The organism is Vibrio sp. 1-Bac 57 (assembly GCF_037546855.1).
Lineage (GTDB): Bacteria > Pseudomonadota > Gammaproteobacteria > Enterobacterales > Psychromonadaceae > Psychromonas.
On record NZ_JALAAC010000010.1, the window covers coordinates 48,714 to 69,577 of the forward strand.

14 protein-coding genes and 3 tRNA genes are annotated in these 20,864 nt (G+C 38.5%); 6 read left to right on the forward strand and 11 right to left on the reverse strand.

From position 1 onward, the window contains the following. Window positions 1-368: 368 nt before the first annotated feature. The 3 genes from cls to purL form a co-directional block, all read right to left on the reverse strand. Window positions 369-1,847 carry a cardiolipin synthase gene (cls, locus tag MT391_RS08695; protein ID WP_499497611.1) on the reverse strand — a complete coding sequence of 493 codons (1,479 nt, stop codon included), beginning with the start codon at window positions 1,845-1,847 and terminating at the stop codon, window positions 369-371. Between the two features lie 425 nt (window positions 1,848-2,272). After that, on the reverse strand, window positions 2,273-5,017 hold the full coding sequence (locus MT391_RS08700) for a putative bifunctional diguanylate cyclase/phosphodiesterase (RefSeq protein ID WP_499497613.1): 2,745 nt from the start codon (window positions 5,015-5,017) through the stop codon (window positions 2,273-2,275). Window positions 5,018-5,149: 132 nt separating this feature from the next. Beyond that, on the reverse strand, window positions 5,150-9,046 hold the full coding sequence (gene purL, locus MT391_RS08705; protein WP_499497614.1) for a phosphoribosylformylglycinamidine synthase: 3,897 nt from the start codon (window positions 9,044-9,046) through the stop codon (window positions 5,150-5,152). Between the two features lie 157 nt (window positions 9,047-9,203). Here purL and mltF point away from each other — a divergent pair, with 157 nt between their 5' ends. Then, window positions 9,204-11,108, forward strand: coding sequence for a membrane-bound lytic murein transglycosylase MltF (gene mltF, locus MT391_RS08710; RefSeq protein WP_499497616.1), 1,905 nt, complete (start codon window positions 9,204-9,206; stop codon window positions 11,106-11,108). 449 nt (window positions 11,109-11,557) lie between these two features. Then, window positions 11,558-11,971 (forward strand): CBS domain-containing protein, encoded by a 414-nt coding sequence (locus tag MT391_RS08715; protein WP_166372236.1) that lies wholly within the window; start codon window positions 11,558-11,560, stop codon window positions 11,969-11,971. Between the two features lie 153 nt (window positions 11,972-12,124). Here the strand turns inward: MT391_RS08715 and MT391_RS08720 are convergent, their stop codons facing one another. The 4 genes from MT391_RS08720 to ndk form a co-directional block, all read right to left on the reverse strand. Beyond that, window positions 12,125-12,295 carry a hypothetical protein gene (locus MT391_RS08720; protein WP_299667269.1) on the reverse strand — a complete coding sequence of 57 codons (171 nt, stop codon included), beginning with the start codon at window positions 12,293-12,295 and terminating at the stop codon, window positions 12,125-12,127. Further along, window positions 12,288-13,046, reverse strand: coding sequence for a tRNA adenosine(34) deaminase TadA (tadA, locus tag MT391_RS08725; RefSeq protein WP_499497618.1), 759 nt, complete (start codon window positions 13,044-13,046; stop codon window positions 12,288-12,290). Before tadA ends, MT391_RS08720 begins: the two co-directional genes overlap by 8 nt. A gap of 17 nt (window positions 13,047-13,063) precedes the next feature. After that, window positions 13,064-13,936 carry a prepilin peptidase gene (locus tag MT391_RS08730; RefSeq protein ID WP_499497620.1) on the reverse strand — a complete coding sequence of 291 codons (873 nt, stop codon included), beginning with the start codon at window positions 13,934-13,936 and terminating at the stop codon, window positions 13,064-13,066. Between the two features lie 364 nt (window positions 13,937-14,300). Further along, window positions 14,301-14,735: a nucleoside-diphosphate kinase gene (ndk, locus tag MT391_RS08735; RefSeq protein WP_499440648.1), complete on the reverse strand. Its 435-nt coding sequence runs from the start codon at window positions 14,733-14,735 to the stop codon at window positions 14,301-14,303. Window positions 14,736-14,845: 110 nt separating this feature from the next. On the opposite strand from ndk, the gene MT391_RS08740 reads away from it, so the two are divergent. After that, on the forward strand, window positions 14,846-15,778 hold the full coding sequence (locus MT391_RS08740) for an endonuclease/exonuclease/phosphatase family protein (protein ID WP_499497622.1): 933 nt from the start codon (window positions 14,846-14,848) through the stop codon (window positions 15,776-15,778). Window positions 15,779-16,115: 337 nt separating this feature from the next. Here the strand turns inward: MT391_RS08740 and MT391_RS08745 are convergent. The 4 genes from MT391_RS08745 to orn all read right to left on the reverse strand — a co-directional run bounded on the left by MT391_RS08745 (window position 16,116) and on the right by orn (window position 17,171). Then, window positions 16,116-16,191 (reverse strand) — tRNA-Gly (locus tag MT391_RS08745). A 39-nt stretch (window positions 16,192-16,230) separates the two neighbouring features. Next, window positions 16,231-16,306 (reverse strand) — tRNA-Gly (locus tag MT391_RS08750). A gap of 60 nt (window positions 16,307-16,366) precedes the next feature. Continuing rightward, window positions 16,367-16,442, reverse strand: a tRNA-Gly gene (locus MT391_RS08755). 189 nt (window positions 16,443-16,631) lie between these two features. Then, entirely contained in the window at window positions 16,632-17,171 is a 540-nt protein-coding gene (gene orn / locus MT391_RS08760; RefSeq protein WP_028869118.1) for an oligoribonuclease, read from the reverse strand. 97 nt (window positions 17,172-17,268) lie between these two features. Here orn and rsgA point away from each other — a divergent pair, with 97 nt between their 5' ends. The 3 genes from rsgA (at window position 17,269) to ilvA (ending at window position 20,860) form a co-directional block, all read left to right on the forward strand. After that, the gene (gene rsgA, locus MT391_RS08765) at window positions 17,269-18,309 is read left to right on the forward strand and encodes a small ribosomal subunit biogenesis GTPase RsgA (protein WP_499440650.1); all 1,041 of its coding nucleotides are present in this window, start codon (window positions 17,269-17,271) and stop codon (window positions 18,307-18,309) included. Window positions 18,310-18,411: 102 nt separating this feature from the next. Next, complete coding sequence (gene asd, locus MT391_RS08770) at window positions 18,412-19,266, forward strand: archaetidylserine decarboxylase (RefSeq protein ID WP_499497624.1); 855 nt, start codon at window positions 18,412-18,414, stop codon at window positions 19,264-19,266. A gap of 55 nt (window positions 19,267-19,321) precedes the next feature. Then, window positions 19,322-20,860: a threonine ammonia-lyase, biosynthetic gene (gene ilvA, locus MT391_RS08775; RefSeq protein ID WP_299667291.1), complete on the forward strand. Its 1,539-nt coding sequence runs from the start codon at window positions 19,322-19,324 to the stop codon at window positions 20,858-20,860. The last annotated feature ends 4 nt before the right edge of the window (window positions 20,861-20,864 follow it).

Here is a 20,864-nt window from a genome sequence, read left to right on the forward strand (position 1 = left end):
CGAACTCACTCTAAGCAGTAACTCTAGCTTCAATAAAAAGTATAAAAACATTGCCTAATGTGGACGAACAACCCCACCGTTGAGTTTTCCCAAATCATCAATTGCTTTTAGCAAAGCCAAACAGGATGTTTGGGTTAGGCTCGTTTGACACATGGATGTGCCGTAAGAGCCGGTGCATTATAAAAGCCATTTATTATTTGGATCAGAAAACGATCCGGTGTCAGTTTCTTTGCCTTTTCTAGGCACTGGTTTCTTTTCCGGTAAAAAAGACGTGTCGCCGACAGGGCGAAAGCACTATAAATAAGTACTAACCAGACTGGACGAGCGCAGACGAGTGTTAAAGCAATAAACTAAAGTCTATATTCAAGCTACAACAACGGGCTAAATAAATAGATAATGCTTTCTAATAAACGTTTGAAAAAAGATCGTTGTCGCCATTTCACCAAACTCACTTGCCTAGATGCTAACGTATAATGCATCTGCGCGGTTAACAACTCACCTGCAAACGTCGCATTATCAATCAACATCGTCATTTCAAAATTCAACCAAAAACTGCGACGATCTAAATTAACAGTACCAATTAAAGCAATTTTTTCATCAATCACAATACTCTTAGTATGCAATAAGCCACCATAAAACTGATGAATCTCCACACCTGCACTTAGCAAGTCTTCAAAAAAAGCACGAGAGGCGTATTTCACCATCAGCGAATCATTTTTTGCCGGCAATATAATCTTCACATCGACACCACGCATTGCGGCTACCTGCAAAGCGGTTAATAAACTTTCATCGGGCACAAAATAAGGGGTGGTTAACACCAAACTGTATTTGGCTTCATAAATCGCCGTCAGTAATACTTGATGAATGCCTACTTTGCCAAACTCAGGTCCCGAGGGGATCAATTGAGAGTTTTCATCTCCTTCAATGCAAAATAGATCATTATTCGCAGGTGGTAGGTTAAGCACATGCTCTGTTTCTAAACACCAATCCCATACAAATAAGCCCTGCATATGTTGTACGATCGGGCCTTCACAACGCACCATCACATCGACCCACTCGCCAATGCCTTTATGTACATTAAAAAAAGCTGGGTCAACTAAATTCATACTGCCGGTATAGGCAATATGGTCATCGATACACACTAATTTTCGATGTAACCTTAGATCTTGTCTTTGAAATAATAAGCGCAACGCACCCACTGGCAGACCTTCAACCACCTCTACACCGGCTTTACGTAATTGAGCAGGTATTGCAGAGTTAAAAAAATCATGACTGCCTACTGAATCTAAGAGTAATTGGCATCTCACTCCTCTAGCAGCGGCGGCTTTTAATTCATTTAACAGTTGATTAATAAGCCCACCTTCGTTACAGATATAAAACATCAAATAACAATGTTTTTGTGAGGTTTTTATTTCTTTGATCAGTTCTAATAATATCTGATCCGTATCGGTGAGCAATGTGTGTTTATTGCCTTTAACCATCGGCATATTGGTATAGGATTCGACAAATGCTTGCATTGAATGCGCATTGGCACTGATCTTATCTTTACTTTGTTTATGAGTGGTAGCTTGCTGCTGTATCCAGTTTAAAAACTCTCCCGCTAGTAACTTACGCTGTCGACTGCGTTTTGCACCTAGGGTTAACTCTCCAAAAATAAAATATCCCACCATACCCACTAAAGGCAGTGCAAAAATAAGCAATAACCACGCTAATGACACGCCAATTTGATTACGCGTTAATACCACTCGTAAAGAAACAATAGTTAATAAACTAAAGTAAAGTGTTGCGGAAAGTACAATATATATTTCACTCTCTAGCCACGTCATATGCGGTATAAAACGATCCATAAATTTCCCATTAAAAAGATTACAGCTTATTTATAGTATTTACTGATTAACAATATAGAAAGATCAAAACAGTATAGCTTTATTCGAATAAGCAATTGATGCTCAGCGATATAATCGTTAGCGCGTCATCTTTATGCCTTGAATATTTCACCTTGCGAGCGACTGATTTTACATCTTGAATGATGAAGGGTATGAATACGCTCAGAACATTAGCAATACTGCCAATAAAGCGAACAAGAGACAAAGAAAGTGCATAATAACAAATATTTATCGACTCGATTATTTATTTTGAATAACTTTTTTATAAGAAATTTTCTACAAGTAAACGATCGAGTCGATAAATTAAGAAACAGAGTAAAGACAATAATGGTGACCAAAACTAGTACTTAGTCGTTATTCTCTTCAATGTTCAATCTAGAATGCCTTTAATGGCGCTTATAGCACCTCAAATAAAAAGTGGCTTCAGTCGCACTCATCGCTTCCTTTGGCTGATGGTTTTTCTCATTACCAAGTGTTTTATCACAAACAGCATTATCTTGAGACTGACTATCTATACAATCACCGACCACGTCAATACCTAATGAGTGAGCTAAAACAAACAAGGATTTTAACATTGCTTCACCTGCTAAATAACCAGGCACACCTTGAATGAAGTGTTTAGAAATTTTAAATTTTTCAATATTTAATTTATCGATCGAATATAAAACAGAACGCTCTGCACCAAAACCATCCACGGTTAATGAAATGCCTAAACGACTTAAATTCAGTAAATTCTCCTGAAGCGTCGGTAAGGTACTACTAAATAAACTTTCATCAATTTCAAATTCAAACCATCTTGCCTCACAGCCCGTATCTAATAACACCTGTTGAATTGAGCCAATTAAAGTTACCTGTGACAGTTCTAGTTTTGATATATTAATCGCAATGCGACCAAAATTAATACCTGACTGATGCCACTTTGCAGCTTGTTTTGCTGATTTAGTAAAAGTTCTCAAGCCGAGTTCAATCAATAGGCCAGATTGCTCTGCTAACATTGTAAAACAGCTTGGAGATAACACCCCTTGCTTTGGGTGATTCCAGCGTAATAGAGATTCTACAGCCACTATTTGGCGTTTATTAAGGTCATACTGAGGTAAATAACAAATTTCGAATTGATCTTCTTCAAAGCCTTTTTTCAACTCACTTTCTAATTCAAGCTGATGGGCAGAATGCACAGTTAACTCATTAGTATAAAAGTGATAAGTGCTGCTTTGGTCTTTCTTACAACGTAACATGGCACTTTCAGCGTTAGAAAGGATCGAGTTTAGATCCATACCATCATCGGGAGAAATACTGATCCCAATCGACGAGGATAAATTAACCGGCATATCATCGATAATAAGATTTTCTGACAGTTGTTGATTAATTTTTTGTGCAATTAATGCCGCAACTTGCTCGTTATCTAACTCTTCAATAACTAATACAAACTGATCATCACTAATACGAGCAATGATATCTCGGTTAGAGACACACTGCTGTAAACGTTTAGCCACGGTTTTAAGCACCCAATCACCTTTGTTATGACCATAACGTTCATTAATCAGTCTAAAGTCTTTAATTTCAACAAACAAAACGGCAATAGAAGTTGATTTATGAGCAGAACGAGCAATCGCTGCCTCTAAGTGGTTAAACAAAGCAATTCGATTATGTAATCCGGTCAAAGAGTCATGTCGAGATAAATACTTTATTTTTTCTTCGTTATGTTTAGTTTTTGTAAGGTCAGTAAAAGAATAAACACGATTTTCTGCTTTTATCCCTTGTTGCTTAATTTGATACACTTCTAACCAAAAATAACTTAAGTCACCATTTTTGGTATGAAAAACAGCATTACCTTGCCATTTACCTTCTTTTTTCAATCCACGTTCAATATCAACAAACAAACGACGGTAATCTCTACCGTAGGCAAAACTACTGATTTTTTTATCCAATAACTCATGTTTGGAATAGCCAGATATTTTTACGCAGGCATCATTCACACTGTCAACAACACCAGTCCCATCGGTCACTAATATACAGTCGCGACTGTTTTCAAAGACTAACATAGCGAGCTCAAGTTGCTTTTTTATCAAACTTTTTTCAGTAATATCTCGACCAATAGCAACTAAACCTTGTACCTTGCCATGTTTATCTTTAAGCGGTACTTTCTGCATATAGATGTAATGTTGCTCACCATTGTTATAGGTCAAATATTCGTTATTATTGTATGTTTCATCATTAGCAATTACTTGTGCATCTTGAGCTTGGCACATTCTTGCTTGATTTAATTCAAATAATTGGTCATCTTTTTTGCCCACAATATCAGCTTCAGAACAACCCACAAATATTTCAAATTGCTTATTACAACCAATAAAGCGGCTCTCTAAATCTTTAAAGAAAATAAGATCTGAAGATAGATCGGCTGTAGCCCGCAACATCACACGTTCTTTTTCAATTTCGTATTTAGCCGCATTCATGTCAGACACATCAAATAGCATACCTATTTGCAGCTCACTGCCATCAGCCACTTCTTCGCGAATTAAAAACTCACGTTTAATACCAGTTACATCACGGATTTCGCATTCAAGTAGATCGACTTGATGATCGTTAAACATACTTAATTTAGATGGGTGAACCTTTTTCGCAAGGCCGTTCGGTAAAACGCTTTCTAAGGTTTGATTGATCAAGTTTTCAGGCAACAAACCAAACACTTGAGAGAAGTAGGTATTGCAGGCAATAATCTTACCCTGCATATTTTTATAATAAATTGGGATACTAATACAGTCTAATGCGGCTTCCACCTCTGCTGAGACTAATAGAGCCTTACTGGAATCTTCTTCCATATTTACTTCACTAGACACTTCACTTTCAAGGCTAGTGTTAGCGGGACAATTATTATCAAGGTAACTGTTATCAAGGTAAGTACAATCTAAGTGAGTAAATTTTTCAGCAATACGGGCTTTCACTGCAGCGTTTACAGGTAGCTCAGAAATTAAATATTGGTAGTGATCCGCTGCAATGATCTGTTCCAAGTTATCAGCCGACAACAAATGAATAAGATCAAATTGCACTAAAGAAGAATTTAATGAAAGTAAGGTTTTAGCTAACTTTATATTAGCCCCTATATATAACACCTTATTTACCGTAATAGACAAGACTCACTCCTTTACTCTCATATTTATATTTTCATTTAAAATTAGCCGCAGACTAAATGTAAATGAAAATATAAAAAAGGGGATATCAGATCCCCTTTTATTTAACTATATTTATTTACTTTACTACGTTTATTAACCTAATTGCTTACGCACATTTCTAAACATACGCATCCAAGGGCTATCCTCTTTCCATTCATCAGGATGCCATGAATTAGCAACTGTTCTAAATACACGCTCAGGATGCGGCATCATGATAGTTACTCGACCATCTTTTGAGGTTAAACCTGTAATACCGTTTGGCGAACCATTTGGATTAGCAGGGTAAGCTTCAGTATTGTTGCCGTAGTTATCGATAAAACGCAACGCCACAGAACCGCTTGCTTCAATCGCTACAAGGTGAGCACTATCAGCAACCTCTACACGACCTTCGCCATGTGAAACAGCAATAGGCATATGTGAGCCAGCCATGTCATTTAAGAACAATGAATTAGACTTTTGCACTTCAACTAAACTAAAACGCGCTTCAAAACGTTCAGAGTTATTGCGAACAAAACGTGGCCATAAATCAGAACCAGGGATCAATTCATTCAGGTTTGATAGCATTTGACAGCCATTACACACACCTAATGCAAATGAATTCTCACGCTCAAAGAAAGTTTGGAATTGGTTACGCGCTTGTTCATTAAACAAGATTGACTTAGCCCAACCTTCACCAGCGCCTAATACGTCACCGTAAGAGAAACCACCACAAGCGACTAAACCAGCAAAGTCTTTCAATTGAACATCACCTGATAAGACATCACTCATGTGAACATCAATTGCAGAGAAACCAGCACGATTAAAGGCTGCGGCCATCTCTTGTTGAGAGTTTACACCTTGTTCACGCAGAATAGCCATGCGCGGTTGAACACCTTTAGCAATATAAGGCGCAGCAACATCTTCATTAAGATCAAAAGTTAACTTAGTTGATAGACCTGGATCTTTATCATCTAATTTAAGATCAAACTCTTGCTGTGCACATTCAGAATTATCACGTAACGATTGCATTTTAAGCGTTGTTTCAGCCCAAATACCACGGAACTCACTACGTTTTGCAGTTAATACTTCTTCACCATCACGAATAAATTCGATTTGGTCAGTTTCATTTAATGAGCCAATCACTAATGAACTTGACGATAAACCGTGTCCAGCAAGTGTATTTAATACTGCTTCTTTGTCTTCACGTTTAACTTGGATAACCGCGCCTAACTCTTCAGAGTAAAGGGCAGCAAAGTCATCACTTCCCACTTGGTCAAGTTTAACAGTCACACCGCAATGTCCAGCAAAGGCCATTTCAGTAATAGTAGAAAATAAACCGCCATCACTTCTATCGTGATAAGCCAGTAATTTTTGATCAGCAACTAAAGTTTGCACGGCATTAAAGAAGCCTCTTAATAGTTCAGGGCTATCCAAATCAGGTGTAGTTTCACCTAATTGCTTATAAACTTGCGCAAGTGATGAACCACCTAAACGGTTTTTACCATTACCTAAGTCAATCAGAATTAAATCAGTTTCACCTTGGTCTGTACGCAACTGCGGTGTCACCGTATTACGGATATCACGCACCGCGCCAAATGCGGTAATAATTAAAGATAGCGGAGAAATAACTTCTTTATCACTGCCATCTTCTTGCTGCCAACGTGTTTTCATTGACATTGAATCTTTACCAACAGGGATAGTCAGTTCTAATTCAGGACATAACTCCTCACCTACGGCTTTAACGGCTTCATACAAACCAGCATCTTCGCCAGGGTGACCCGTTGCTGACATCCAGTTAGCAGATAGTTTAATACGTTTGAAATCACCAATATCAGAACATGCGATATTAGTAATTGATTCAGCCACAGCCAAACGAGCAGAAGCACCAAAGTTAAGCAATGCAACAGGCGTACGTTCACCCAATGCCATCGACTCACCGAAGTACGTATCGTAACTTGCAGCTGTTACCGCACAATCGGCAACAGGCACTTGCCAAGGGCCAACCATTTGGTCACGCGCAACAAGACCGGTTACAGTTCTGTCACCAATCGTAATAAGGAAGGTTTTTTCAGCAATAGACGGTAAACGTAATAAACGCTCAGCTGCCCCTCTAACGGTTGCTCCAGAAAGATCTAACTTCTTACCTGTTGCTGTTTGCGTTTTAACATCGCGATGCATTTTAGGTGCTTTACCTAATAATACTTCTAACGGCATATCAATCGGTTTGTTATCAAATTCAGGATCGTTAAGTGTTAAATGCATCTCTTCTGTTGCTTCACCGATCACTGCATATAGTGCACGTTCACGCTTACAGATAGCTTCAAAAGTGGCTAAGTTTTCAGGCTTAACGGCCATTACATAACGTTCTTGAGATTCATTACACCAGATTTCATGCGGTGCCATGCTTTTCTCATCATTTGGAATAGCACGCAAATCGAAAATACCACCACGACCGCCATCATTCACAAGCTCAGGCATTGCATTTGATAAACCACCCGCCCCTACATCGTGAATAAATTGGATTGGGTTATCTTCACCCATCTGCCAACAACGGTCGATCACTTCTTGACAACGACGTTCCATTTCTGGGTTTTCACGCTGTACAGAAGCAAAGTCTAGATCTTCAGATGAAGCACCAGAGTCCATTGATGATGCAGCACCACCGCCTAGACCGATGTTCATTGCAGGGCCGCCTAATACGATTAACTTAGCGCCTACTGGAATTTCTTTTTTCTGAACATGTTCACGGCGAATATTACCTAACCCACCAGCCAACATGATTGGTTTGTGGTAACCACGGATTTCATTGCCGTTATGGCTTTCTACTTGCTCTTCATAAGTACGGAAGTAACCAAGAATATTAGGGCGACCAAATTCATTATTAAAGGCTGCGCCACCTAATGGAGCTTCTAGCATAATATCTAACGCAGAAACGATGCGGCTCGGTTTACCAAAGTCCGTTTCCCATGGTTGTTCAAAGCTTGGAATACGTAAATTAGAAACAGAGAAACCGACTAAACCAGCTTTAGGCTTAGAACCAATACCGGTTGCGCCTTCATCACGAATTTCACCACCAGAACCCGTTGCAGCACCAGGGAAAGGCGAAATAGCCGTTGGGTGGTTATGGGTTTCTACTTTCATCAAGATATCAATATCTTCATGGTGGTAACCAAATTCTCTGCCATCAACGCTTGGGAAGAAACGCCCTGCTTGATAACCTTCCATCACTGCCGCGTTATCTTTGTATGCTGATAATACATATTCAGGATGTAGTTCATGTGTATTTCGAATCATTTTAAACAATGATTTAGGCTGTTTTTGGCCATCAATTGTCCAATCCGCATTGAATATCTTATGACGACAATGCTCTGAGTTTGCCTGTGCAAACATCATTAATTCGATATCGTTAGGGTTACGACCTAACTTAATAAAGTTTTCAACTAAGTAATCTATTTCATCATCTGCTAGTGCTAAACCTAAACTCACATTGGCAGCTTCTAATGCGCTTCGGCCTTGGCCTATCACATCAACGCTTGTCATTTCACCCGCTTTACCGTGAACAAATAATGTCGCCGCATCATCCAATGACGTTAAAACTACTTCCATCATTCGATCATGTAACAATTCTGTTAATGCTTTGATTTGTTCTGGATTCAGTTCAGCACTGGTTTCAACATAATAAGCGATACCTCGCTCTAGGCGCTTCACTTTGGTTAAACCACAGTTTTTAGCAATGTCCGTTGCTTTTGAGGACCAAGGCGAAATGGTGCCAGGGCGTGGTGTCACAAAGAGTAGTATCCCTACAGGATCATGCTCTGCTATTTTCGGTCCGTAAGTTAATAGCTTTTTTAATACAGCTAACTCTTGGTCATTTAAAGAATCAGATAAATCTGCGGCATGCATAAATTCAGCATATAGGCCTGTCACAGGTAAATCTAACGCTTCACAGTTTTTCAACAACTGATTAACACGAAATGTCGATAAGGCAGGTGCCCCTCGCAAAATTTCCATAGGTTATTACTCTCGTTGGATAAATAAATGAACTTGGGTTTAGCTCTATATTATAAAAGAAAAGCATTTTTTATTAAATAGAAACACTCTATAGTCTGTGATAAATAAACCCGTTAATTGGTAAATAAATGGATATTTAAATCCTTTATTGGATAATGTGACCACTCGACTAACTGGATTGATACAACTGTCTATGAATAAACCTGTCTCTTTTACTCTTATTTCTTCTCGCTTAAAGATTTTTTTATCCATTATTTTGGTGTCTTTTATCAGCGCCTGTAACCCGTTTGTACACACTACAGACCTACAAGAAATGCAAAAACGCCGCACATTAATAATGGGCACCACCAACAGTTCATTAACCTATAACTATGATGGTGAGAATTACAGCGGTCTAGATTATGAACTTGGAAAGAAGTTTGCTAATTATTTAAAAGTAAAATTAGTAGTCAAAGAGTTCGAAAACTTAGACGATTTATTTTCAGCACTAGATAATAACGACATTGATTTTGCCGGGGCTGGATTAACGCTAACGCCTAATCGAGCAGAAAAATACCGTAGTTCCCCGCCCTACTATTACCTCACTCAAAAACTTGTTTACCACAAAGGTACCTATCGCCCGCGAGAAATGGCAGACATTAATGGCCCCGTGAGTGTGTTAAAAGGCAGTAGCCACGAAGAAAACATTAGTAAATCACAACAAGAATACCCAGACCTAGTGATCGATGTATTAGAGAACGAAGATCAAGAGTCCTTATTACGAAAAATAGCAGAAAAAGAGATCAAGTTTGCGATCGTAGACAGTACCACTTTGGCACAAAAACAACGCTACTATCCCGCACTAGCAGAAGCATTTACTATCAATGAAAAGCAGCCTGTAGCTTGGTTAATACGAAAAGCTCCTGACGATACTTTGTATTCAGCAATGATTGAATTTATGGGCAATCAATACAAATTAGGCACCATTGCAAAAATAGAAGAAAAGTACTTTGGTCATGTTGGACACTTCGATTATGTGGATACGCGTACCTTCTTAAAACGCATTACAAGCAAATTGCCAAAATACGAAACCTTATTTAAAAAATACGCGACACCAGATGTAGATTGGTTATTACTTGCCTCCGTAAGTTATCAAGAGTCACATTGGAACCCTAAGGCTCGATCTCCTACGGGTGTGCGAGGCATGATGATGTTGACCCTAGATACAGCCAAGTTTATCGGTGTCAAAAACCGACTCAATGCAGAACAAAGTATTGAGGGCGGAGCTAAATATCTGACTCAACTGATAAAAAGATTACCTGAAAGCATCCCAGAAGATGAGAAAATTTGGTTTGCATTAGCTTCCTATAATATAGGTTTAGGTCATTTATTAGATGTACGCCGAATTACTAAAATGCGTAAACAAAACCCCAATTCATGGGCCGATGTAAAAGATAACTTACCTCTATTGCATCAACGGAAATGGTACACAAAAACTCGCTATGGTTATGCACGTGGGCGCGAAGCACAACATTACGTAGATAATATTCGCCAATATTTGAAAACCTTGACTTGGCATGTACAAGAACAAGAAAAAGCACAAAGAATAGAAGCAGAAAAGCAAGCTGAAATAGAACGACTAGCAGCAATTGAAGCCGCAGAGAAACAAGCTGAAATAGATCGGTTAGCTGCAATCGAAGCGGCAGAAAAGCAAGCTGAAATAGATCGATTAGCGGCTATTGAAGCAGCAAAACAAGCGGAGATAGATCGTTTAGCGGCCATCGAAGCAGAGAAACAGGCCGAAGTCACACGTTTAGCTAACATTGAGGCAGAAAAACAAGCTGAAATTAAACGTTTGGCGGCGATCGCTGCGGCTAAAGAACAAGCTGAGTTAGATCGTTTAGCAGCGATTGAAGTCGCTAAGCAGCAAGCGAAAATAGATCGTTTGGCCGCGATTAAAGCAGAGAAAGAAAAAGCATTGAAAAAGGAAGCTGCGGAAAAGGCTGCTAAAAAAGCACTTGAAGCAGCATCCAGCGCGGCAATAAAAACACAAACGGATGCAACTTCAACAGACAAAAAATAAACATAAGCTCCCCGCAGTGAGCCGGCTTTGCTCACTGCTTTAATTATATTTTCTAAGTCTTTTTTTAATCACACATTTAAGCTGCGACCTTTTAATCAAGGCCTTTAATTAGGTCTTAATTGGGGCTACTCACTTATCGCAGCTATCATTCAAGATGCAAAAATTAGCAAGGTATGAAGGTAACTGTTTCTAAACATAAACCTTCGTTTAATACTATGTTTTCAATTTAATACGTTACATCTAAATTATGTACATCTATGTTAATTTAATATCCTAAACAGCCACGATCTGCCATTATTACTACTATACCGACACTATTACCATTACGGCATAAAATAGCTTAAAACTATCAAACCAATAAAAACAATCGATTTTAACTATCGAAATTATTGCAGTATTATCCTTACATCAAACAGAAACTAAATAAGCTAACTGATTAAGGTAATAAAATGAGCAAGCAAACGGTACAACAAATTATGCAAAAACAACCTCTTAGCGTGCAGTGTCAAACACCGTTGGCAGAGATTATTAAAGTATTGATAAGTAGTCAACAGGCACAATTACCCGTGATAAATAGTAGTCAGCAACTCATTGGTATGGTGTCGCTCATTGACTGCCAAAAAGCATTAATGATCAGCGCTTACCATTGTGATAAACCAGTTCGAGTAAACGATATAATGGCTAAAGAGTTTACTTTTTTAAAGGCCGATGAGGACCTTTCAGAAGTCGCGATTAAAACGCAAAAATACACAGAGAATATTTTCCCTGTACTTAATGAAGGGAAATTGATCGGAATAATGAAACGAGTTGATTTGTTAGTTCACCTACAACATAACTTAGCGCTTTGCTCACAGGCTCAATAAATCTAATTACTTATACTTGATTACTTACTTAACTACTTAACTACTTAATTACTTGAATTCAGGACTTATAAAAAGAGCGATGTTGGAATCCAAGTGTTTCAACATCGTAATATCCAAGCTTTCAAACATCATGGTGTAAGAGGGATTAAGTAATTAGTCCTTCTTTTCTATAGTAACTTGTATATTTTTGCTATTTCCAGCAAACCACTTTTGCACATATAAACTACCAACAATAGGCGCTTGCCCTTCTTCTGGTACTTCTTTATAACGTACGCTATTTTTAGTCTCTTTTTCAATTTCAAAATTAACCACTTTACTAGACATTACCTTTCTCTCCTTTGTTTGCCTGTTTAAGCGCCTTTTTCTCTTTGCGGCGACGCCTGAAAAAATCACTTATTTTATTCGCACACTGTTCAGCATAAATACCCGATGTCACTTCAATCTGATGATTTAAATGTTCATTACGTACTAAATCAAAAACACTGCCCGCAGCCCCCGTTTTATAATCACCCGCGCCATATACTAATCTTTTGATACGAGCGTGTACCAAAGCCCCTGCACACATAGGACAAGGCTCTAGTGTCACATATAGCGTACAATCAATAAGACGATAATTTTTTAATACTTTACCTGCATTAGTGATCGCGATAATTTCTGCGTGCGCACAGGCATTATGCTCAACAATAGAAAGATTCCAACCTTCTGCAATCACTTCATTATTTTTCACTAATACAGCACCAACGGGTATCTCACCGACGGCTTCTGCTTTATCTGCCAATGCGAGTGCATACAGCATCCAATCTTGGTCGTTATAGTCTGTAGTGTTTTGACTATTAAACTGGGCTTTTGGACTATTGGGCACTGTCGGGCTATTTACAATAGGTGATTGTTCTCGCGATACGGAGCAAGGTGTCATAGGAATATTATTCTCAGCCATAGGTACATCACCGCTAGGCGAGGAGGAGCTATAGCCTTCTATAGAACCACTGCAATCTGCTATAGAACCATTACAGTCTGCCATAAAATCACTACAGTCAAACTGTTGAAGCGTATCTTGATTTGATTTTTTACACATATCTTGATGCTATTAAGCTATAAAATAAGAGAATAATATAATGTTGTTAGTTCAACACCATATATGAGATAAACCCAGCCAGCGATTGCCAAATAAGGTCCAAAAGGTAATGGTCGACTTTGTTTGTCTTTAGAGGCGGCAATCACAGCAATGCCGATGATTGCACCTGCAAATGAAGATAATAGAATAATCAGCGGTAATGCCTGCCAACCAAACCAAGCCCCTAGTGCAGCCAGTAATTTAAAATCACCGTAACCCATCCCTTCTTTACCGGTGAGTAATTTAAACCCCCAGTAAATAGACCACAGGCTCAAATAACCAAATACCACACCGAGCAAAGCATCTTCTAGGCCAGTAAAAGTACCGGACATATTCACTAATAGCCCTAACCAAATTAATGGCAACGTGAGTTGGTCAGGTAACAGCATGGTATCGAAATCGATAAAAGTAAGGCAGATCAATACCCAAGTAAAAATCAAGGCAAATAAAGCGGGCCAACCAAAGGGAACAAAATATGCAACAGCAACGGACATTACCCCTGTCAGCAACTCTATACTTGGGTAACGCGCTGATATCTTGCAATCGCAATGCTTACAACGGCCTTTTTGAACTAACCAACTAATCAGCGGAATATTTTCAAGAGAGCCAATAAGGTGGCTACATTGAGGGCAACGCGAACGTGGCAACACGAGGTTAAAAGGTGTTTCGTCTAGGTCAATATTGGCTTCAGGGAAAGCATCTTTGCATTCGGCTTTCCAACTGCGCTCCATCATCACCGGTAAGCGATAAATAACAACATTCAAAAATGAACCAATCAATAGTCCTAAGATTAAAACAGTTCCAAAATAATAACTTGGAACTTGCTCCATTAGCATGATCACTTCATTCATAATTGCCTTAACTTTATCTATTAATTAATTGTGGATAATACCGATTGTATTAAGTATGTGCTCTATATAATTACGATTGGCATAATATCCTAATGATACTTTGAGATACAAAGTCAGCAAGGAAAATTTATGCAATGGATACATTTTAAGGTAAGTTTCATGTCCCTTAACCAGAAAGCGTAAATTCTAGGATCAATTCAGCATTGTTATAATAAACAAAGAAGTATCACTACTTGATATCGCACATGGTCGTGATAAGAAAGCTAGTTTGTAACAAAGCATTTGAAGTAGCGTGAGGATAAAAAACTACTTGAACCTATAAGAACAAGTAGTTTTAAGAAAGCGCATTTGTAAATAAAATAAATTAATTAGCGGCAGGCAAGCAAATTTCATCATCAGTAAAAAAGTAAGCAATCTCACGAGAAGCAGATTCAGGACTATCTGAACCGTGCACAGCGTTATAACGAGTCGAATCAGCATAATCTGCACGAATAGTACCTGCTGCTGCTTGAGTAGGGTCTGTTTTACCAATTAATTCACGGTAAGTAGGGATCACGTTCTCGCCTTGTAAAACCTGAACCATAATTGGACCTGAAGTCATAAACTCAACCAGTGGTTCGTAAAATTCTCTGCCTTTGTGTTCTGCGTAAAAACCTTCTGCTTGTTCACGAGTTAATTGCATCATTTTTGCAGCAACAATCGTAAAATGAGCATTCTCAAAACGCTGTAAGATGGCGCCAATTAGGTGTTTACCGACAGCATCTGGTTTAATAATGGAAAGTGTTCTTTCTAATGGCATAATAGCTTCTTAAATCGAGTTAATAGGAAGTGCAATATAACCCGTATAGATAGTCGCTATCAATGACAACATAACTATAGGGGAATTAATATCACATTTCATTTAGGCAGATGTTTATTTATCAAGCAACTTATAGTCGTTACCATTCAAGGAAATTCAACATTAAAATTCATCTTCGCAAACGAATCTTAACCAAGAAAATTATCTTTGGCGCTTTACTATTATTGACAGCTGTCTTTGGCTGGAGTTTTTTACCAAGTAGCCCAGGGAAAATGACATTAATTGATCAGCAATATCGCCAGTACTCTACAACTTGTCCTGCGCTCATTAATGTAAAAAGTACAGCGCCCACCGATGCGCTCAATAGTACGTTTTCTCTATTAAACTGGAATATTTATAAACAGCAGCATCAACAATGGTCTAAGAAGTTAAATGAATGGGCAAATCAAGCGGATCTAATCACTTTGCAGGAAGCTAAATATGACCAAGACTTGATCCATTTTAGCCAACAACAAAAACTGTCCTATTATCAAAACATTGCCTTTAATTACCAAAAACAAAATTATGGCGTTAATACATTTAGTCGCGTTCAAGCACAACAAGCCTGCGGAACGCGTTATTCTGAACCTTGGACCCTAGTTCCTAAAACAGGTATAGCAACGACCTATGCATTTAAAGACACAACACAATCATTATTATTGGTGAACTTACACGGTGTGAACTTCACTTTTACAGCTGAGCCACTTAAAGAGCAAGTTGCACCTTATATCCGACTTATTGAACAACATCAGGGGCCAATTATTATTAGTGGGGACTTTAATACTTGGAGTGAGGCAAGGACGGAAGAGATTATCGGCACACTAGTAAAAGCAGGCTTTAATGAAACACAGTTCTCTAAAGATCAGCGTCTGACTATTCTTGGCCTACCCTTAGATCATATATTTTTTAGAGATTTAGAAATGATTAATGCTAAAAGTATTGCAACGATTGCCTCTGACCATACGCCACAATTAGTCACCTTTAGTTTATTAACGAAAAATTAATAATAGGTAATAATAGATAATTGTTCGAGAAGTCGTATTTTGAATGCAGAGCTTATGTTTACAATATGGGTAGATACTTTGATGGGGAGTGTAAAACAGGAAATTTGGAGCCCTATATTGAATCTGCTAGATAAAAAATACGAGGCTAAAAAACACATGACCCCAGCACTTAATAAGCAAGGTCGTTTTATTGAGTTTGGGAGTATTAATAGATTTTTATATAGAAGTAATTTGGAGCGGTACACGAGACTAAAAAAACACATGACCCCAGCACTTAAAAAGCAAGGTCGTTTTATTGAGTTTGAGAGTATTAATAGATTTTTGTATGGAAGTAATTTGGAGCGGTACACGAGACTCGAACTCGTGACCCCGACCTTGGCAAGGTCGTGCTCTACCAACTGAGCTAGTACCGCTTCATAATTTAGTTTTAGTTTCATTTTTAAAATGTAGTTTGGAGCGGTACACGAGACTCGAACTCGTGACCCCGACCTTGGCAAGGTCGTGCTCTACCAACTGAGCTAGTACCGCTTCATCTAAAACTAATTGGAAATTATCTTAAAAGTAAATATGATATTCAACTTTAAGATTTGGAGCGGTACACGAGACTCGAACTCGTGACCCCGACCTTGGCAAGGTCGTGCTCTACCAACTGAGCTAGTACCGCATCACATTTTCCTGTAACAAATTTTCTAATAAAACCAGAACTAAGGCATTTGGTGACGCCCCTTTGTTACGAGCCCGAATTATAGAGATGGCGTTAATGATTGCAAGCTTTTTTTAGCTAATTTAAGCTTAACAAAGCTTACATGCAGATTTTTCAACCAAATCATTACTAACTTGCTTGAAAAGCGAACTAATAACTAAAAAAATGCTTTTGATAATGCTGTAATTCAGAAATAGACTCTTTAATATCCTGTAACGCTAAATGTGTTCCGGTTTTTTTATGTGCTTCAACCATCTCAGGAGCCCAACGACGACCTAACTCTTTAATCGTACTAACATCAATATTGCGGTAATGAAAGAAAGCTTCTAAGGTCGGCATATGTTTGACCATAAAACGACGATCTTGGCCAATACTATTACCACATAATGGAGCTGCACCTGCCGGCACCCATTTTTGTAAAAACTCAAGCGTCTCTTTCTCCGCTTGTTCACAACTAATTTTGCTTGCTTTAACACGTGCAGTTAAACCAGAGTTACCGTGGTGCTCAGTACACCACTCATCCATGGCATCCAGAGCTTGATCACTCTGATGAATAACAAACTGTGGGCCTTCCGCTAAGATATTCAAATCACTGTCAGTTACAATCGTTGCAATCTCAATAATTTTATCACTATCAGGATTTAATCCTGTCATTTCTAGATCGATCCAGACCAAATTATTTTTGTTCATTTTGTTAACCACCCTTTTCTCTTGATGAATAGCTTTATTATTTAAAAAATATAGTATGATACGCCATTCAAATCACCAGTGGTAGCAAAGGAAGCCTGTGGCTAAGAAGAAAAAACTCAGTAAAAACCAAGTTCGTCGTGTTCAAAGCAATCATAACAAGCGCTTAACACCCAAAAACGATAAACAATGGGATGAATCTGAACTAGGTCCGCAGCTGGAAGGGTTGGTGGTTAGTCGGTTCGGTCAACATGCTGACATTGAAGATCAAGATGGCAAAGTAGAACGTTGTACCTTACGCCGTTCAATTCGTTCATTAGTAACTGGCGACCGCGTTGTATGGCGTGCAGGAAAAGAATCTCACCAAGGTATTAGTGGTGTTATTGAAGCTGTGCATCCTCGTAAAACCGTATTAACACGACCAGATTATTATGATGGTATTAAACCCATCGCAGCTAATATTGACCATATTATTATTGTTAGCTCCATTGCACCTGAGTTTTCTCGTAACATTATTGACCGCTACTTAGTTGCCTGTGAAGATATTGGGATCACACCAATTATCGTTTTAAACAAGGTTGACCTATTAGACACAGAGTCAGCAAAAATCATTGATCAAGAATTACAGAGTTACCGTAATATTGGCTATCAGGTTTTGTATAGTTCAATGCATGGCGATGGTCTAGACGATTTAAAATCAGTTATGAAAGATAAAATCAATATTTTTGTAGGCCAGTCTGGCGTGGGTAAAACGTCATTACTGAACATGTTATTGCCTGAAGTTGAAGCTGTTACAGGTGAAATTTCAGAAGGTTCTGGTCTTGGTAAACACACCACTACCACAGCCCGTTTATATCACTTCAGCGATGGTGGCGATTTAATAGACAGCCCAGGAATACGTGAGTTTTCATTGTGGCACTTAGAAGCTGAACGCATTGCAAGTGGTTTCATTGAATTTAGAGAGCACCTAGGTGGTTGTCGTTTTCGAGATTGTAAACATCAAGCAGATCCAGGTTGTGCCTTAGTTGCAGCCGTTGAAGAAGGTAAAATTGATAGGGCGCGCTTTAAGAGTTTCTTACGTATTTTAGAAACCATGGATGATGCAAAAAATGCACGTCACCGCGATCCAAATATCTACTAAAATAGACGTTTATAAAAAAGTACAATTGAAAACCGTATTTAAAAAAATTTAAAACGGTAAAAAACAGAGATTAATTAATATTTAAAAGCAGAGAGTTTTACTATGAGCGATAAACTAAAAATTATTGGCCAATACCTTTTACCTAAACACCTTGTTACTTTATTAGCAGGTAAATTAGCGAATGCAAAAATGGGTAAGTTCACGACATTTTTAATTACTAAATTTATTAAGCAATTTAAAATCGACATGAGTGAGGCAAAGCATTCTGAGGCTGCTGACTTTGAGACCTTTAATGACTTTTTTACACGTGAATTAAAAGCAGGTTTACGCCCGATTATTGAAGGCGACAACAACCTAGCAACCCCCGTTGACGGATGTGTTAGCCAACAGGGAGACATTAAAGCGGGACGTATTTTTCAAGCTAAAGGCCATGACTTTAGTTTACGTGAATTATTAGGCGGACGAGATGACGTCGCAGCTCCCTTTGATGACGGTATTTTTTCTACCGTTTATTTAGCACCTAAAGATTATCACCGTATCCATATGCCAATTACGGGTAAATTAGAGCAAATGATTTTTATCCCTGGTGACTTATTTTCAGTTAACCCATTAACTGCGCAAAATGTTCCTAACTTATTTGCTCGAAATGAACGTGCCGTTGCTATTTTCTCAACAGCAATCGGACCAATGGCGATGGTATTAGTGGGCGCAACTATCGTAGGCAGTATTGAAACGGTTTGGGAAGGCACATTAACGCCACAAAAAAATAAAGAGATTCAATATTGGGATTATCAGGATCAAGAGATCATCTTGCAAAAAGGGGCTGAAATGGGTCGCTTTAAACTAGGTAGCACCATTGTTGCGTTATTCCCTAAAGACAGTATTGAATTTAGCGACGCTTTAGCACCTTCAAGCGTGACACGTTTGGGCGAGCTATTTGCAACCGTAAAATCTTAGTAGACCTTAGACCTTAGACCTTAGACCTTAGACTCACAGCATAACAAGGCTTGTCATGACAGTAATATCAAGTGAACAATATTTAAAAAAAATCTTATTAGCCCCTATTTATGAGGCAGCGATTGAAACTAAGCTACAGCCACTAAATAAGCTATCTGTTCGTTTAAATAACCATATTTTATTAAAACGTGAAGATTTACAACCGGTTCACTCTTTTAAATTACGTGGTGCGTATAACAAGCTTTCAAGTCTCAGTGACCAACAAAAGAAAAATGGTGTAATTGCAGCCTCGGCTGGTAACCATGCTCAAGGTTTAGCTTTATCAGCTAAAAAGATGGGTGTTAAAGCCACTATAGTGATGCCTAAAACCACACCAGAGATTAAAGTTAATTCGGTACGCACTTTTGGTGCAACAGTAGTCTTATTTGGTGAGAGTTTTGATGCTGCCAACGCACATTCGTTGGCGCTTGCAAAGGAGCACGGTTACACCTTAATCCATCCTTTTGATGATCCTGATATTATTGCAGGACAAGGCACGGTAGGAAAAGAACTATTACAACAAGATGCACATATCGATAAGATATTTGTACCGGTTGGTGGCGGTGGATTAGCAGCGGGGATCGCCGTTTATATCAAGCAATTATTACCGCATATTCAAATTATTGCAGTGGAACCGGAAGATGCAGCTTGTTTAAAAGCCGCTTTAGCTGCTGGCGGCCCAGTGACATTACCTAAAGTAGGTTTGTTTGCAGACGGTGTGGCAGTAAAAACCATTGGTCGAGAAACGTTCCGCTTATGTCAGCAATATATTGATGATGTGATCACGGTTAGTAGTGATGAAATTTGCGCTGCGGTTAAAGATATTTTTGATGATACGCGTGCAATAGCAGAGCCTGCTGGAGCTTTATCATTAGCCGGATTAAAAAAATATGCACAACAACATCAACTAAAAGATCAACGCCTTACCGCTATTTTAAGTGGTGCAAACGTTAACTTTCATAGTCTACGTTATGTTTCTGAACGTTGTGAATTAGGTGAGCAAAATGAAAGTATCTTAGCGGTTACCATTCCCGAAAAACAAGGTGCTTTCTTAGCTTTTTGTAATCAACTAGATGGCAGAGCCATTACTGAATTTAACTATCGTTATAGCGATAGCAAGCAGGCTAATATTTTTGTTGGCGTAAGAACACCCAATGGCTTTGAAGAATTAACCGGTTTAACAGAAAACCTCACCATTGCAGGTTATACGGTTACCGACTTAAGTCACGATGAAACCGCTAAATTACATGTTCGTTATATGGTGGGTGGTGTGCCTTCTCAACAGTTAACGGAACGTTTATATAGCTTTGTATTTCCAGAACACCCTAATGCCCTGCTTAAATTTTTAAATTTATTAGGTATGCATGCCAATATCACTTTATTTCATTACCGTAACCATGGTGCGGCATATGGGCAAGTACTCGCAGGGTTTGAAGTCAGTGATACTCAGGTTGACGAGTTTAGTGAACACCTAAATGCGCTAGGCTACAGTTATAAAGATGAAACTAATAACCCCGCTTATCGTTACTTTTTATCACATACTAATAACGATTAAGGTA